Origin of the sequence: Acidovorax sp. BLS4 (assembly GCF_032929295.1) — a bacterium.
GTDB lineage: Bacteria > Pseudomonadota > Gammaproteobacteria > Burkholderiales > Burkholderiaceae_C > Paracidovorax.
In genome coordinates this window covers 1,113,089-1,128,173 of record NZ_CP136797.1, presented here as the reverse complement: position 1 = coordinate 1,128,173, position 15,085 = coordinate 1,113,089, and the positions used below count along the sequence as shown (strand labels likewise).

Genomic DNA, 15,085 nt, shown 5'->3' with positions numbered 1-15,085 from the left:
GTGGGGAGCCCCGGGGAGAGCCTCTCCCCGGGGCGCTCGCTGCGCCTCGCTGGCCCTGCGTGGCGGCCCCTGCCGTCGCCACCGCCCCTCCCGATTGCGCCCATGCCACCACCGATCGAACCACCGTCCGACCTCCGCCCGACCCCTGGCGGCTTCTTTCCGCTGTGGGGCTGGCCCATCGCGCTGGGGGTGCTCACCGCCACCGGGCTGCTGAGCGCCCTGGTCAGCGATGGCTGGGGAGACGTCTGGTCCTGGGTGGCGCTGGGGGTGCCGGTGGCCGCCATGGCCTGGTTCGGCCTTCGCCGCCGTCCGCCCCCGGCTTGAGCCCGGTCCCGATTTTCCCTGGCCCGATGCACTTGGCTCCTGGACGGACTTGTCCACGCCGCGCCGCCCCTTTCATTCATTCATTCACGCCCTTCCTGACCTTGCCCCTCCCATGCCCATGAACCAGCACACCCCCATCGCCCTGGCCGTCGCACTGGCCCTCGCCACGTTCGGGCTCCAGGCCAATGCCCAGGCCACGGCCACCTCGGCGGATGCCCCCACCCTGCCCACGGTGACGGTGGGCGCCAGCGCGGACGCATCGGCGCAGGGCCTGTCGCCCGCCTACCCCGGCGGCCAGGTCGCCCGCGGCGGGCGGGCCGGCATCCTGGGCACGCGCGATGCGATGGAGACGCCTTTCAGCATCACCAGCTACACCAACGAACTGATCCAGGACCGGCAGGCGCGCAGCGTGGGCGAGGTGCTGCAAAACGATGCCGGCGTGCGGCTGGCGCGCGGCTTCGGCAACTTCCAGGAAACGTATTTCATCCGCGGCTTTCTGCTGGATTCGGACGACGTGGCCTACAACGGCCTGTACAGCCTGCTGCCGCGCCAGTACATCGCGACCGAACTCTTCGAGCGCGTGGAGCTGCTGCGCGGCGCCTCGGCGTTCCTGAACGGCGCGGCACCCAACGGCGGCGGCATCGGCGGCGCGATCAACCTGCTGCCCAAGCGAGCGCCCAACGAGCCGCTGTCGCGCGTGACCGTGGGCACGGGCTCGGGCGGGTACGGCCAGGTGTCCACCGACATCGCGCGCCGCTTCGGCCCCGACAACAGCACCGGCATCCGCCTGAATGCAGCCTACCGCGACGGCGACACCGCCGTGGACCATGAAAAGAGCCAGCTGGGCCTGGTCTCCGTGGGCCTGGACTGGCACAGCCGCGACGTGCGCCTGTCGGGCGACATCGGCTGGCAGGACAACAAGCTCAAAGGAACGCGCACCAACGTCACCCTCAACGGCGCGAACGCCAACTTCATTCCCGCCGCGCCGGACGCCTCGGCCAACTTCTCGCAGCCCTGGACGTACTCCAACGAGCGCGACCTGTTCGGCACCTTCCGGGGCGAAGTGGACATCAGCCCCGATGTGACCGCGTGGGGCGCCTGGGGCCTGCGCCGCAGCGAAGAGTCCAACTCGCTGGCCAACCTCAGCGTGAGCAACTCGACCACCGGCGAAGGCAGCACCTACCGCTTCGACAACACCCGCAAGGACCGGGTGAACACGGGCGAGCTGGGCGTGCGCGGCAAGGCCCGCACGGGCAGCGTGGGCCATGAGTGGGTGGCCTCGGCTTCGTACTTCGATGCCGAGAAAGACAACGCCTACGCATTCGACTTTTTGAACACCCGCCCGGGCAGCCTCTATGCCTATACGCCCTACGCACAGCCCGCCTTCAGCGCGAATGCGGGCTATGGCGGCACGCTCGCCAGCCCCAACCTGACCGGCCGCACCCGCATGACCAGCTTCGCGGTGGGCGACACGATGTCCTTCGTGCAGGACACCGTCCTCGTCACGCTGGGCCTGCGCCACCAGAAGCTCGACGTGGCCGACTATGCCTACGGCACCTCCGCCCTGACCAACCGCTACGAGCAAAGCCGCACCAGCCCCCTGGCGAGCGCCGTGTTCAAGGCCAGCAAGCAGCTGTCGCTGTACGCCAACTATGTCGAGAGCCTGAGCAAGGGCGAAACCGCGCCCGCCACGGCCAACGGCACGCCGGTGGTCAACCGCGGCGAGCAGCTGTCGCCCTACGTCGCCAAGCAAAAGGAGATCGGCCTCAAGTACGACGCTGGCCGGATCGGCGGCTCGCTGGCGCTGTTCAGCACGACCAAGCCGCGCGCCATCGTCAACGCGGCCAACGTGTTCGCCTCGTCCGGCAAGGACCGTCACCAGGGCGTGGAGCTCAACGTGTATGGCGAGGCCACGCGCGGCCTGCGCGTGCTCGGCGGCATGACGTGGCTGGATGCCAAGCAGCGCGAGACCGGCAATGCCGCGCTCAATGGCAACCGCGTGATCGGCGTGCCGCGCCTGCAGGCGAACCTGGGCGCGGAATGGGACGTGCCTGGCGCGCAGGGCCTGGCCCTGGACGCGCGCGTGGTGCGCACCGGCGCCACCTATGCCAACGACGCCAACACCCTGCGCGTGCCCGCCTGGACGCGCCTGGATCTGGGCGTGCGCTACGCCACCGAGTGGAGCGGCCGCCTGGTCACCCTGCGCGCCCGCGTGGACAACGCCACCGACCGCAACTACTGGGCCTCCGCCGGCGGCTACCCGGGCTCCGGCTACCTCGTGGTGGCCGCGCCCCGCACGTTCACGCTGAGCGCCAGCGTGGATTTCTGATCGCGCCGCGACGCACCCATCCATTGCCCCGACCATGCTGACTGCACGCTCCCTCAAGACCTGGACCTGGCTGCACAAGTGGAGCAGCCTGGTCTGCACCGTGTTCATGCTGCTGCTGTGCCTCACAGGCCTGCCGCTGATCTTCCACCACGAGATCGGGCACCTGCTGGGCACCGAGGTGGAAGCCCCGCCCATGCCCGCCGGCACGCCGCACGTCAGCCTGGACCGTGTGCTGGACGTGGCACGTGCACAGCACCCGGACCGGGTGGTGCAGTTCGCCTCGCAGCCCGAGGACAGCACCGACCTGTGGTTCGCCACCCTCACGCCCACGCCCGCCCCCACCGAGGATTTCCGCTCGGCGGCGGTGGATGCGCGCACCGGCGCCCTGCTGGCGCAGCCGCGCTTCGACGAGGGGTTCATGTACGTGATGTTCAAGCTGCACGTGGACCTGTTCGCGGGCCTGGCGGGCAAGCTGTTCCTGGGCTTCATGGGTTTGCTGCTGCTGGTGGCCATCGTCACGGGCGTGGTGCTGTATGCACCCTTCATGCGCAAGCTGCGCTTCGGCGAGGTGCGGCGCGAACGCTCGACGCGCGTGAAGTGGCTCGACCTGCACAACCTGCTGGGCATCGTCACGCTGGTGTGGGCCTTCGTGGTGGGCGGCACCGGCATGATCAACACCTGGGCCGATCTGCTCGTCAAATACTGGCAGTACGACGAACTGAGCGCGCTGCTGGCGCCCTACAACGGCCAGCCGATCACGCCCGTGGCCGAGCGCGCCTCGGTGCAGAAATCGCTGGACGCGGCCCTGGCCCGCGCACCGGGCACCAAGCTGTCGTTCATCGCTTTTCCGGGCACGTCGTTTTCCAGCCCGCACCACCACACGTTCTTCCTGCGCGGCAACGAGCCGCTCACGTCGCGGCTGCTGCAGCCGGTGCTGGTGGATGCCAAGACGGCGGAGGTGACTGCCGCGCCCAAACTGCCCTGGTACCTCGTGGCCCTGTTGGTGTCGCAGCCGCTGCACTTCGGCGACTACGGCGGCATGCCGATGAAGATCCTCTGGGCGCTGCTGGACATCGCCACCATCATCGTGCTGGGCAGCGGGCTCTACCTCTGGCTGGGCCGCAGGGCCGCCAGCCCGGCGACCACTTCCCCCGGAAAAACCGCCAGCGGAGAAGCCGCCCTGGCCTCCCCACTGACGACGGCACGCGCACCGATCAAGCGGTAGCCAGGGCCAGGCGCCGCGCGGCCCACCCGCGCATCAGGCGGGGCACGACCAGCACCGCCACCACGATGACCATCAGCGTGAGCGACATGGGCCGCGTGACGAAGATCGACCAGCTGCCCTCGCCGATCGAGATCGCATTGCGCATCTGCGCTTCGGCCAGGGGCCCGAGGATCATGCCCACGACGACCGGTGCGGTGGGGAAATCGAACCGGCGCATCAGCACGCCCAGCACGCCGATGCCATACAGCAGGAACAGGTCGAACGCGCTCTGGCGCATGCCGTAGGCCCCCACCGTGGCAAAGATCAGGATGCCCGCATACAGCTGGGGCTTCGGAATCTTGAGCAGCTTGACCCACAGGCCCACCATGGGCAGGTTCAGCACCAGCAGCATCACGTTGCCGATGTACAGCGAGGCGATCAGCGCCCACACCAGCGTGGCCGACGTGGTGAACAGCTGCGGGCCGGGGTTGATGCCGTAGTTCTGGAACGCGCCCAGCAGCACGGCCGTCGTGTTGGAGGTCGGGATGCCCAGCGTGAGCAGCGGGATCATCGCCGCCGTCACCGTGGCATTGTTCGCGGCCTCGGGGCCCGCCACGCCTTCGATGGCGCCTTCCTTGCCGAACTCGGCCTTGTCATCGCCCTTGGCCAGCTTCTTCTCGGTGGCGTAGCTCAGGAAGGTCGGGATCTCCGTGCCGCCGGCGGGAATGCAGCCGAACGGCGTGCCGATCAGCGTGCCGCGCAGCCAGGCGGGAATGGAGCGCTTCCAGTCGCGCGCCGTCATGTGCACTCGCCCCATGCGGTTTTGCGTGTCCACCACCCGGCCTTCGTACATGGCGGCATACAGCACCTCGGCCACGGCGAACAGGCCCACGGCCACCAGCACGATGTCGATGCCGTCCAGCAGTTCGGGCTGGCCGGCCGTGTAGCGCGCCGCACCGGAGATCTGGTCCATGCCGACCAGGCCGGCGGCCAGGCCCACGAACAACGCCGTGAGGCCACGCACCGTGCTCTTGCCCAGCACCGCGCTCACGGTGGTGAAGGCCAGCACCATCAGCATGAAATATTCCGGCGGCCCCAGGCGAACGGCGAAGTCGGCCACGTAGGGGGCGAACAGCGTCACCACCACGGTGGCGATGGTGCCGGCGACGAACGAGCCGATGGCCGCCGTGGCCAGCGCCGCACCCGCGCGCCCGCTCTTGGCCATCTTGTTGCCCTCCATGGCCGTGACCATGCTCGCCGTCTCCCCGGGCGTGTTCAGCAGGATGGAGGTGGTCGATCCGCCATACATCGCGCCGTAGTAGATGCCGGCGAAGAAGATCATCGAGGCCGTGACCTCGACCTTGGCCGTGATGGGCAGCAGCATGGCCACCGCGACGGCGGGGCCGATGCCGGGCAGCACACCCACGGCGGTGCCCAGCGCGCAGCCCACCAGGGCCCACAGGAGATTGGCCGGAGTGGCCGCGGTGGCGAAGCCCGCCAGCAATGCGTCGAAGATTTCCATCACAGCCACCCTGTTTGCGTGAGGCCCGGCAGGTTGATCGCCAGGAATTGCGTGAAAGCCCAATAGACCGGCGCCGAGATCAGCGCGCCGGTCAGCACATCCATCGCCCAGGTGCGCGCCGCACCGGCCGACGGCTGACCGGCCGCCCGGCGAAGCCCCTGCACCGCCAGCACGTAGCACAGCGTGCAGCTCAGGATGAAGCCCACCGTGGCGATCAGCGCCGCATTCAGCAGCAATCCGGCCGACACCCAGACGAACGCCACCTTGTTGGCGTGCGCGGCGCCGCCAGGTTCGTCCATGGAGCGAAAGCCGCCCGACAGCGCCTCCCACAGCAGCACCGCGCCGCACAAGGCCAGCACGCCGGCCACCAGCCAGGGCAGGAAGCTCGGACCCACGCCGCCGTAGCCCGCGTTCGAGGGAATGCTCACGGCGCCGAAGGCCAGGCCGCCCGCGATCAGCACCACGGCGGCGCCCACGGCCGCCTGCATGCGCGTGCCGGGCACCGTGCTGGGCCCGGGGTCGGGCTCGGCCAGGGAAGGGGGGGAAGAAGCGATAGGCTCCGACATGCTTGTGTCCTCGTCATCCCCCGGGGCCACCGGCACGGGGTGCATTGATTTCAGCGCTGGGGTTCGGCGGCCGCGCAGGTCACGGCGGTGCGCCACCCGGGCCGGGCGCCGCACCGCGTGGGCAACACCGGGGGTCAGACCATGCCGGCCTTGACCATCGTGGCGCGCAGGCTGGCGAACTCGGCATCGACGAACGCGCCGAACTCATCGCCGGCCAGCCATGCGGGCGTCCAGTCGTTCTTCTCCAGCGACTCGGCCCAGCTCTTGCTCTTGAGCGCCTTGGCCACCATGTCCACCAGGCCCTTGCGCTGCTCGGCCGAGATGCCCGGGGCGGCATACACGCCGCGCCAGTTGCCGATCTCCACGTTGATGCCCTGCTCCTTGAGCGTGGGCACCGAAGAGCCCTTCAGGCGCTGGCCCGAGGTCACCGCCACCGGCACCATCTTCTTGGTGTTGATGTACTCGGCCATCTCGCTGTAGCCGCCACCGCCGATGGTCACGTTGCCGCCCAGGATGGCCGCGATCGCCTCGCCGCCTCCGCGGAACGCCACGTAGTTGATCTTGGCCGGGTCCACACCGGCTTCGCGGGCGATCATCGCCGCGGCGATGTGTTCGGTGGAGCCGCGCGAGCCGCCGCCCCACTTCACGCTGCCAGGGTCCTTCTTGAGCTGGGCGATCACGTCACCCATGGTCTTGAAGGGCGAGCTGGCCGGCAGCACGAACACGTTGTATTCGCTGGTCAGCCGAGCGATCGGCGTGGCCTGCGACAGGTTCACGGGCGGCTTGCCCGTGATGATCCCGCCCACCATCACCGAGCCCATCACCATCAGCGCGTTCGGATCGCCCTTGCTGGAGTTGACGAACTGCGCCAGGCCGATGGCGCCGGCCGCGCCGCCCTTGTTGTCGTAGGTGACGGACGAGGCCACGCCGGCGTCCTGCAGCGCGCGGCCCAGGGCACGGCCCGTGGTGTCCCAGCCGCCGCCGGGGTTGGCCGGCAGCATCATCTTGACGGCGGTGGCAGCGCGGGCCGACAGCGGCAGCGCGCCGGCCGCGGCCAGGGCCGCCAGGGATTTGAGGAAGGTGTCACGGCGCATCGTTGTCTCCTGGATTCATAGTTGTACGAACGGGCTGATGATGCGCGCCGTTCCTGTCAAACGGCTGTCCGCGCGCTCAGGGTAAACACCCATCTTCGGCGCCGCTGCGAGCGGTGCTAAGGTGCCGCGCATGCAACTGCTTCTCGTGGAAGACGACCCGGCCATGCAGGCCACGCTGCAACGCTCCCTGACCCGCCGCGGCATGGAGGTCACGGCCCTTGGCGACGGCCGCGCCGCCCTCGCGCAATGGACCGCGCGTGCCCCGGATGCCGTCGTGCTGGACCTCACCCTGCCCGGCCTCGACGGCCTGCAGGTGCTGCAGCAGGCGCGTGCCAAGGGGCTGCGCACCCCGGTGCTGCTGCTCACCGCACGCGGCACCGTGGGAGACCGCGTGCTGGGCCTGAACGCCGGCGCCGACGACTACCTGCCCAAGCCCTTCGACCTGGACGAACTGGAGGCACGGCTGCGCGCGCTGGTGCGCCGGACCGGCGAGGCACCTGAGGCCAAATCGGCCTCCAGCACAATCAACATCGCGGCAGTGCGCTATGAAAAAGATAGCGGCGCCATCTACCTGGGCAACGAGGTCATGGAGTTCACCCCGCGCGAACTGGCCCTCATGCACGCCCTGCTCGCCCAGCCCGGCCATGCGGTGACCAAGGAGCGCCTGTACGAACTGGTCTTTCCCGGACAGCTCGACGTGCAGTACGAGGCCATTGAGGTCGTCGTCTACCGCCTGCGCAAGAAGCTGGTGGGCACCGGCCTCACGCTCATGACCCTGCGGGGGCTGGGCTACCTGCTCAAGGCCGATGCATGAAGCGCGCCGACGCGCGCCCCCGCACGCGATCGCTGCGCCGGCAACTGCTGGTGGGCATCCTGGTGCCCGCCTCGCTGTTCATCGCCTACAACACCCACAGCCTGTACCGGCAGACACTGGCCTCGCTGCACACCGCCTATGACCGCACGCTGCTCGCCTCGGCCAAGAGCATCAGCGAGCAGATCGACGTGACCGGCTACGACGACGGGGCCCAGCTGCGTGCCATCGTTCCGTACTCTGCGCTGGAGGCTTTCGAGGCAGACAACCAGAGTCGCATGTTCTACCGTGTGTCCAACCTGCATGGCGGCCTCGTATCGGGGTTTGCCGAGTTGCCGTTCTGGCACGGCAGCATTCCTGCCCGCCCGCCCTATGCCGCGCTGGTGGACTTCTACGACGACCAGTTCCGCGGCCGCCCCGTGCGCGTGGCCGTGCTGCTGCAGCCCGTCGCCACGCCCCAGGGCCGCGGCATGGCCGTGATCCAGGTGGCGGAAACGCTGGAGTTGCGCCAGACCCTGGCCCTGCAGATCCTGTGGACCACGCTGGCGCGGCAGGCACTGCTGGTGGTGGCCATCGGCGTCATCGTGGTGCTGGTGGTGCAACAGGCCACGCACCCTGTGCGGCAGCTCAGCGCGCGGCTGCAGAACCGGCCCGAGGACGACCTGCGCCCCATCTCCGCGCCATCCGCGCCGCGCGAACTGCAGCCGCTCATCGACGCCACCAACCACGTCATGCTGCGGTTGTCGTACCTGCTGGCGCACCAGAAACGCTTCGTGCGCGATGCCTCGCACCAGTTGCGCACGCCGCTGGCCGTGCTCAAGACCCAGGTGCAGTCCGCGCTGCGTGGCGACGCGCCCCCGGAGCAGGCGCTGCATGAGATCAGCGACACCGTCGAGCGCGCCACCCAGTTGGCCAACCAGATGCTCGCGCTGGCCAAGGTCGAGCAACTGCGCCAGCAAAGCGCCCCACCCGTCACCCGGCTGGATGACGAGCTGCGGGCGATCGCCCTGGAACTGTCGCCCCTCATCGCCCAGCGCGACCTGGACTTCGGCATCCACACCGACCCCGCCCCCGTGCAGGCGCACGAATGGATGCTGCGCGAACTCACCCGCAATCTGCTGCACAACGCGATCCGACATACACCGGTGTCCGGCATGTTGTCGGTCGAACTGCGCACGGACGGGCGCCACGTGGCGCTGACCGTGGCCGACAGCGGCCCGGGCATCGATGCCGAGTTGGCGCAGCGCCTGTTCCAGCCGTTCTCGGCCGGCGACGTGCGCACCGGCTCCGGCCTGGGACTGGCCATCTGCCAGGAGATCGTGCAGGCGCTGGACGGACAGATCGAACTGTCCAACCGGATGGACGGCGCACGGGTTGTCGGGCTGGATGCGGTGGTGCGCCTTCCGTTGGCATCGGCCGACAATCCGCCGCCCGCCGATCGGAAGAAAATGGCCGCATGAACGCTCCCGAATCAATGCGCCTGGACAAATGGCTGTGGTGTGCCCGCTTCTATAAAACCCGCTCGCTGGCCGTGGAAGAGATCGGCAAAGGCCGCGTGACCGTCAATGGCCAGGCGGCCAAGGCAGCCCGAGAACTGCGGGCCGGTGATACCGTCGACCTGCGCCAGGGCCCCACGCATCGGACCGTGCGGGTGCGCGCACTGAGCGGTATGCGTGGCCCCGCGCCCGTGGCACAACTGCTTTATGAAGAAACGGTGGAAAGCATCGCCGCCCGTGAAAACGCCGCGGAGCAGCGCCGCCTGGCGCCCGAACCCGCCGCCAGCCTGCACGAAGGCCGGCCGACCAAGCGGGATCGCCGCAGCATCGATCAGGCGCGTGATTGGGGCAGCCGCTGGAGCGCGTCGGCCGACGATTGACCGATGGCTTCGCGGCGCCATGCCGAGGAAACCTACTGCGCCAAAAGAAATGCCCGCACAGGGGCGGGCAAAGTCGGGCAGGCATTGCGGCCTGGTCACAGCCCGAATTCCTTAGGGGAGGCGATGCCCCGTCCGGTGGAATCCATTTTGAGCACGACCCTTACTCTCCGCTGACAGCACAAAAAAGAACGCCCGCACGAGGCGGGCAAAACTTGCTAAAGAGCAAGAAAGGGAGGTGTCGGCTGGAGGTGCCGACGGGATGAATCATAACGCGCTCATGCATAAAAAAAGCAAGTCTATCGTTTCGCCTGTCGGAATTTGAGAAATATGCTAATCCTGGCTTCATAGCCTCGCAAATCAATGCACCGTCGACACGACTTTTGTCAACTGCGCTGATTTGCCGCCAGGAATGAGCAGAGCGCTCCAGATTTATCGAATTGTCACAAAAGAAGCAGATGGTTTCACAAAGCCATGCATGCCTGACTTTCGACTCAGGTTTCTCCTACGCACTGTTTCGTGGTGAAAGCGCAACCTTGAATGCACAGAAGGCGTTTCAAGTGCATTTGTTTGTTCACCAGAGAGACCTAAGGAAACAGCGATGCCCATTGACCATTCTTCGGAAGACGAACGAAGTCGGCAGCCAATCGAAGCATGGGTTCATCCAGCCAAGCCATGAAAGGTGAACTGCTGCCCCCACCATCCGAGCAAAACGCAGGCGCGTTGAACCTCTTTTTTTATTCCACTGAATGAAGCCGGGCCAAGAGGCTCCAGCCATTGCAGCAACCCCACTCCATACCATGGACAACTATCCGGCAAGGAGCGCGAAACATCGCGGCCTCATGCAACAGTTCACTCCCTTGAACCTCTCCACCGACTGGGCGGAGTACAACGTGGTCAAAGCCCGTGGCATCCGAATCGTGGCCTTGTCCGGCCAAGCCGCTTACTCGGCCAACGGCTACACGGTACAGAATGCAGCGGGCTGCATCGAGATCACCGGGGGAAAAGTTGGTGTGCACGGCACCATGCTGATGATCGGATTCACCCTGGATGCAGCAGTGCCGCCGCCTGCGTTCGAAATTCTGTCGGGCGATGCGATCGGCATGATGACACTTCCGGCCCATTGTTTTGCCGCCTATGCCGCGATTGCAAACACCACCGGCGCGCACTTTCGCATTGGCGCGGATGGGATGCTCAATGCCTTGGCAACGGACGCGGCCTCGCTATACCTGACATCTGCCACCTGATGAATTTTCGGTCGCTGAAAACTTTTGGAAAGCCAGCGGTCAATCGGTGGAGTTGACATGCGCTGGCCTCACTTACCGCATCTCACAGGGTGTATCGGGCCCCTCGAACTATCATCGTTTCGCCTGGCCAGGTGACGGGGTCTCAGGCCAACGCCGTGTCCACTCGCGGTGAAGGCGTTTGTGCTCAGCGCGCGCGCGCCGGGTGCACTCACCCTGTCTTTTTTTGTGGTTGGAGAAAGCAACTCCACAATGCAAGGCTTCAACCACTCTCCACTCCATTTCGATGCGCGAACAACTGACAGCACGGCTTGCACAGCTCAAGAGCGAGCTTTCTGCGGGCGAACAGCAACTCCGGCAATTGGAAGCACGGCCATCTGAACTCAGCCATACCTTGATGCGCATCCGCGGAGCGATCCAGGTTCTGGAGGAGTTGGAACAGGAAACCGCCCCCCGGAGCGACTGAGTAACCGTCTTTCAAGTCAAGCGCCGTGAAGCGATTGATCCCAAGGCTTGTTGGTTTTGACCATGGCGTTGAGTGCCATGGTCCACGTGACCGATGGTGCCCACGTTCACGTGGGGCTTGGTACGTTCGAACTTACCTTTTGCCATTTTTGAATCTCCAAAGAGCAATGCCTGTGTCAGGGTTTAACGTCTGCACCCGATTGCTGAGTCGTCCCGCACAGGGCAACAGGACGGCACCGGGTCGCAGATTGCAAGGATCTTGCTGCTATTTTTTCCATAGCTGCCAGCGCCTACTCGATAGTCGCTGGCAACCAATTCCATCAAACCAACCGAAAGGGGCCGCCAAAGCCGCCCCTCCCTTTGCCAATTACTTGGCGCGTGCAGCCATGATGGCTTCCGACACGTTGCGAGGGGCTTCGCTGTAGTGCTTGAATTCCATCGAGTAGGTGGCACGGCCTTGCGTTGCGGAGCGCAGCGAGGTCGAGTAGCCGAACATTTCCGACAGGGGCACTTCCGCCTTGATGGCCTTGCCGCCGCCGACCATATCGTCCATGCCCTGCACCATGCCACGGCGGGACGACAAGTCGCCCATCACCGTACCGGCGTAGTCTTCCGGCGTTTCGACTTCCACGGCCATCATGGGCTCGAGAATCACGGGGTTGGCCTTGCGGCAACCTTCCTTGAAACCGAAGATGGCGGCCATCTTGAACGCGAGTTCGTTCGAGTCCACATCGTGGTACGAACCGAAGTGCAGCGTGACCTTGACGTCCACCACCGGGTAGCCGGCCAGCACGCCTTGCGTGACGGCTTCGTTGATGCCCTTCTCCACCGCGGGGATGAATTCGCGAGGAACCACACCGCCCTTGATGGCGTCGACGAACTCGATGCCCTTGCCGGCTTCGTTCGGCTCGATCTTGAGCACGACGTGGCCGTACTGGCCCTTACCACCGGACTGGCGAACGAACTTGCCTTCGGCCTCTTCCACCGTCTTGCGGATGGTTTCCCGGTAGGCCACCTGGGGCTTGCCCACGTTGGCTTCCACGCCGAATTCGCGCTTCATGCGGTCCACGATGATTTCCAGGTGGAGCTCGCCCATGCCGCCGATGATGGTCTGGCCGGATTCTTCGTCGGTGCTGACGCGGAACGAAGGATCTTCGGCAGCCAGACGACCCAGCGCGATACCCATCTTTTCCTGGTCGGCCTTCGACTTCGGCTCCACGGCCTGACGGATCACGGGCTCGGGGAACACCATGCGCTCCAGCGTCACGATGGCCGAGGGATCGCACAGGGTTTCACCGGTCGTCACGTCTTTCAGGCCCACGCAGGCGGCGATGTCGCCAGCGCGGATCTCATCGACTTCTTCGCGGTTGTTGGCGTGCATCTGCACGATACGGCCGATGCGCTCCTTCTTGCCGCGCACGGGGTTGTACACCGTGTCGCCCTTGGACAGAACGCCGGAATACACACGCACGAACGTCAACTGGCCCACGAATGGGTCGGTCATCAGCTTGAACGCCAGGGCAGAGAACTTTTCCGAGTCGTCGGCCTTGCGGCTCGTCGGTTGCTCGTCGTCGTCGGTGCCGCCCACGGGAGGAATGTCCACCGGAGAAGGCATCAGTTCGATCACGGCGTCCAGCATGCGCTGCACACCCTTGTTCTTGAAGGCCGTACCGCACAGCATGGGCTGAATTTCGCAGGCGATGGCGCGCGTGCGCAGGCCGAGGGTGATTTCCTCTTCGGAAAGATCACCTTCTTCCAGGTACTTGTTCATCAGGTCTTCGGAGGCTTCAGCAGCCGCCTCGACCATCTTCTCGCGCCATTCCTTGGCCGTTTCCAGCAGATCGGCGGGGATCTCTTCGAAGGTGAACTTCATGCCTTGCGAGGCTTCGTCCCAGATGATGGCCTTCATCTTGCGCAGGTCGACCACGCCCGTGAAGTTTTCTTCGGCACCGATCGGGATCACGATCGGCACGGGGTTGGCCTTCAGGCGCAGCTTCATCTGCTCGACGACCTTGAAGAAGTTGGCACCGGTACGGTCCATCTTGTTCACGAACGCGAGGCGGGGCACCTTGTACTTGTTCGCCTGGCGCCACACGGTTTCCGACTGCGGCTGCACGCCGCCCACGGCGCAATACACCATGCAGGCGCCGTCCAGCACGCGCATGGAACGCTCCACTTCGATCGTGAAGTCCACGTGGCCGGGGGTGTCGATGATGTTGATGCGGTGCTCAGGGAACGAACGGTCCATGCCGCTCCAGAAGCAGGTGGTGGCAGCCGACGTGATCGTGATGCCGCGCTCTTGCTCCTGCTCCATCCAGTCCATGGTGGCTGCGCCGTCATGCACTTCACCGATCTTGTGATTCACACCGGTGTAGAAAAGAATCCGCTCGGTCGTCGTGGTCTTGCCAGCGTCGATGTGGGCCGAGATACCGATATTGCGGTAGCGCTCGATGGGGGTCTTGCGAGCCATGGTAAATCCTTGGTTGAACGTTGTGTTCGTTGTGATGGGCCACCCGCTTTTGCGACGCAGCACCACAATTTGCCGGCGACCTGAATCAAGATAAGGCCGCAGGCAGAAAATGCCAGCGGCCTTACGTTTGCACCGGAGAAAGCCTGGAGGCTTAGAAGCGGAAGTGGCTGAATGCCTTGTTGGCTTCGGCCATGCGGTGCACTTCGTCACGGCGCTTCATCGCGCCGCCACGGCCTTCCGTGGCTTCCAGCAGTTCGTTGGCCAGGCGTTGCGCCATCGACTTTTCGCCACGCTTGCGGGCGGCTTCCTTGATCCAGCGCATCGACAGTGCCAGACGGCGCACGGGGCGCACTTCCACAGGCACCTGGTAGTTGGCACCGCCCACGCGGCGGGACTTCACTTCGACCATGGGCTTCACGTTGTTGATGGCAACGGTGAACGCTTCCAGAGGGTCCTTGTCAGGGTGCTTCTTCTCGATCAGTTCCAGAGCGCCGTAAATGATGCGCTCTGCCACTGCCTTTTTGCCGCCTTCCATGATCACGTTCATGAATTTGGACAGCTCTACATTGCCGAACTTGGGATCCGGCAGGATTTCACGTTTGGGGACTTCGCGACGACGTGGCATTTTTTCACCTCATGTTTGCTTCAGTTGGCATCTTTTCAGACACCGCGAGAGCCATTCAGGACTCCCACTTACTCGACCCACGCAAGACAGTTGCGCTTGGGGTCACTACGCTGGATCACCGCGCCACGCGGGAAACAGCACCGGATATCTTTTGCAAAAAAGCGCAGGGCTTACTTGGCCTTGGGCTTCTTGGCACCGTACTTGGAGCGCGCTTGCTTGCGGTCTTTCACGCCTTGCAAGTCGAGCGAGCCACGCACGATGTGGTAACGCACACCGGGCAAGTCCTTGACACGACCGCCGCGAACCAGCACGACGCTGTGTTCCTGCAGGTTGTGGCCTTCGCCGCCGATGTAGGAAATGACTTCGAAGCCGTTGGTCAGGCGAACCTTGGCGACCTTCCGCAGAGCGGAGTTAGGCTTCTTTGGCGTCGTGGTGTACACACGGGTGCACACGCCGCGGCGCTGAGGAGAGTTTTCCATCGCGGGGCTCTTCGACTTGATCTTTTCGACCTCGCGACCCTGACGGACCAGTTGATTGATGGTTGGCATGAATACGTCC

Annotated in this window: 14 protein-coding genes and 1 pseudogene; 8 read left to right on the top strand and 7 right to left on the bottom strand. The window is 65.5% G+C overall.

The genetic code is table 11. The features are described from left to right. Positions 1 to 102 precede the first annotated feature (102 nt). The 3 genes from R1Z03_RS05285 to R1Z03_RS05275 all read left to right on the top strand — a co-directional run bounded on the left by R1Z03_RS05285 (position 103) and on the right by R1Z03_RS05275 (position 3,878). Positions 103 to 324: a hypothetical protein gene (locus tag R1Z03_RS05285; protein WP_284428745.1), complete on the top strand. Its 222-nt coding sequence runs from the start codon at positions 103 to 105 to the stop codon at positions 322 to 324. Positions 325 to 442: 118 nt separating this feature from the next. After that, positions 443 to 2,653, top strand: coding sequence for a TonB-dependent receptor (locus tag R1Z03_RS05280; RefSeq protein WP_317357468.1), 2,211 nt, complete (start codon positions 443 to 445; stop codon positions 2,651 to 2,653). 34 nt (positions 2,654 to 2,687) lie between these two features. Further along, positions 2,688 to 3,878: a PepSY-associated TM helix domain-containing protein gene (locus tag R1Z03_RS05275; protein WP_372588236.1), complete on the top strand. Its 1,191-nt coding sequence runs from the start codon at positions 2,688 to 2,690 to the stop codon at positions 3,876 to 3,878. Here R1Z03_RS05275 and R1Z03_RS05270 read toward each other — a convergent pair. From R1Z03_RS05270 to R1Z03_RS05260, 3 genes are all read right to left on the bottom strand, one after another. Further along, on the bottom strand, positions 3,868 to 5,379 hold the full coding sequence (locus tag R1Z03_RS05270; protein ID WP_284403549.1) for a tripartite tricarboxylate transporter permease: 1,512 nt from the start codon (positions 5,377 to 5,379) through the stop codon (positions 3,868 to 3,870). The genes R1Z03_RS05275 and R1Z03_RS05270 overlap by 11 nt on opposite strands. Further along, a complete protein-coding gene (locus R1Z03_RS05265) occupies positions 5,379 to 5,945 on the bottom strand; it encodes a tripartite tricarboxylate transporter TctB family protein (protein WP_317357465.1) in 567 nt (188 codons plus the stop codon). Before R1Z03_RS05265 ends, R1Z03_RS05270 begins: the two co-directional genes overlap by 1 nt. A gap of 134 nt (positions 5,946 to 6,079) precedes the next feature. Next, positions 6,080 to 7,039, bottom strand: coding sequence for a tripartite tricarboxylate transporter substrate binding protein (locus R1Z03_RS05260; RefSeq protein WP_272563979.1), 960 nt, complete (start codon positions 7,037 to 7,039; stop codon positions 6,080 to 6,082). A gap of 130 nt (positions 7,040 to 7,169) precedes the next feature. Here R1Z03_RS05260 and R1Z03_RS05255 point away from each other — a divergent pair, with 130 nt between their 5' ends. The 5 genes from R1Z03_RS05255 (at position 7,170) to R1Z03_RS05235 (ending at position 11,433) form a co-directional block, all read left to right on the top strand. Continuing rightward, the gene (locus R1Z03_RS05255) at positions 7,170 to 7,853 is read left to right on the top strand and encodes a response regulator transcription factor (RefSeq protein WP_272563980.1); all 684 of its coding nucleotides are present in this window, start codon (positions 7,170 to 7,172) and stop codon (positions 7,851 to 7,853) included. Beyond that, a complete protein-coding gene (locus R1Z03_RS05250; RefSeq protein ID WP_317357460.1) occupies positions 7,850 to 9,310 on the top strand; it encodes a sensor histidine kinase in 1,461 nt (486 codons plus the stop codon). The genes R1Z03_RS05255 and R1Z03_RS05250 overlap by 4 nt, the downstream gene beginning before the upstream one ends. Continuing rightward, positions 9,307 to 9,726 carry an RNA-binding S4 domain-containing protein gene (locus R1Z03_RS05245; protein WP_317357458.1) on the top strand — a complete coding sequence of 140 codons (420 nt, stop codon included), beginning with the start codon at positions 9,307 to 9,309 and terminating at the stop codon, positions 9,724 to 9,726. The genes R1Z03_RS05250 and R1Z03_RS05245 overlap by 4 nt, the downstream gene beginning before the upstream one ends. Before the next feature lie 797 nt (positions 9,727 to 10,523). Next, entirely contained in the window at positions 10,524 to 10,970 is a 447-nt protein-coding gene (locus R1Z03_RS05240; RefSeq protein WP_284428751.1) for a hypothetical protein, read from the top strand. A gap of 283 nt (positions 10,971 to 11,253) precedes the next feature. Then, positions 11,254 to 11,433, top strand: coding sequence for a hypothetical protein (locus R1Z03_RS05235; protein WP_317357456.1), 180 nt, complete (start codon positions 11,254 to 11,256; stop codon positions 11,431 to 11,433). Between the two features lie 74 nt (positions 11,434 to 11,507). On the opposite strand, the pseudogene R1Z03_RS05230 reads toward R1Z03_RS05235, so the two are convergent. The 4 genes and pseudogenes from R1Z03_RS05230 to rpsL form a co-directional block, all read right to left on the bottom strand. After that, positions 11,508 to 11,579, bottom strand: a pseudogene (locus tag R1Z03_RS05230) (elongation factor Tu); the annotation flags it as partial. Positions 11,580 to 11,799: 220 nt separating this feature from the next. Further along, the gene (fusA, locus tag R1Z03_RS05225) at positions 11,800 to 13,902 is read right to left on the bottom strand and encodes an elongation factor G (RefSeq protein WP_272565827.1); all 2,103 of its coding nucleotides are present in this window, start codon (positions 13,900 to 13,902) and stop codon (positions 11,800 to 11,802) included. A gap of 151 nt (positions 13,903 to 14,053) precedes the next feature. Continuing rightward, complete coding sequence (gene rpsG / locus R1Z03_RS05220) at positions 14,054 to 14,527, bottom strand: 30S ribosomal protein S7 (RefSeq protein WP_056668881.1); 474 nt, start codon at positions 14,525 to 14,527, stop codon at positions 14,054 to 14,056. Positions 14,528 to 14,697: 170 nt separating this feature from the next. Continuing rightward, positions 14,698 to 15,075 (bottom strand): 30S ribosomal protein S12, encoded by a 378-nt coding sequence (gene rpsL, locus R1Z03_RS05215; protein WP_010104110.1) that lies wholly within the window; start codon positions 15,073 to 15,075, stop codon positions 14,698 to 14,700. Between the last annotated feature and the right edge of the window lie 10 nt (positions 15,076 to 15,085).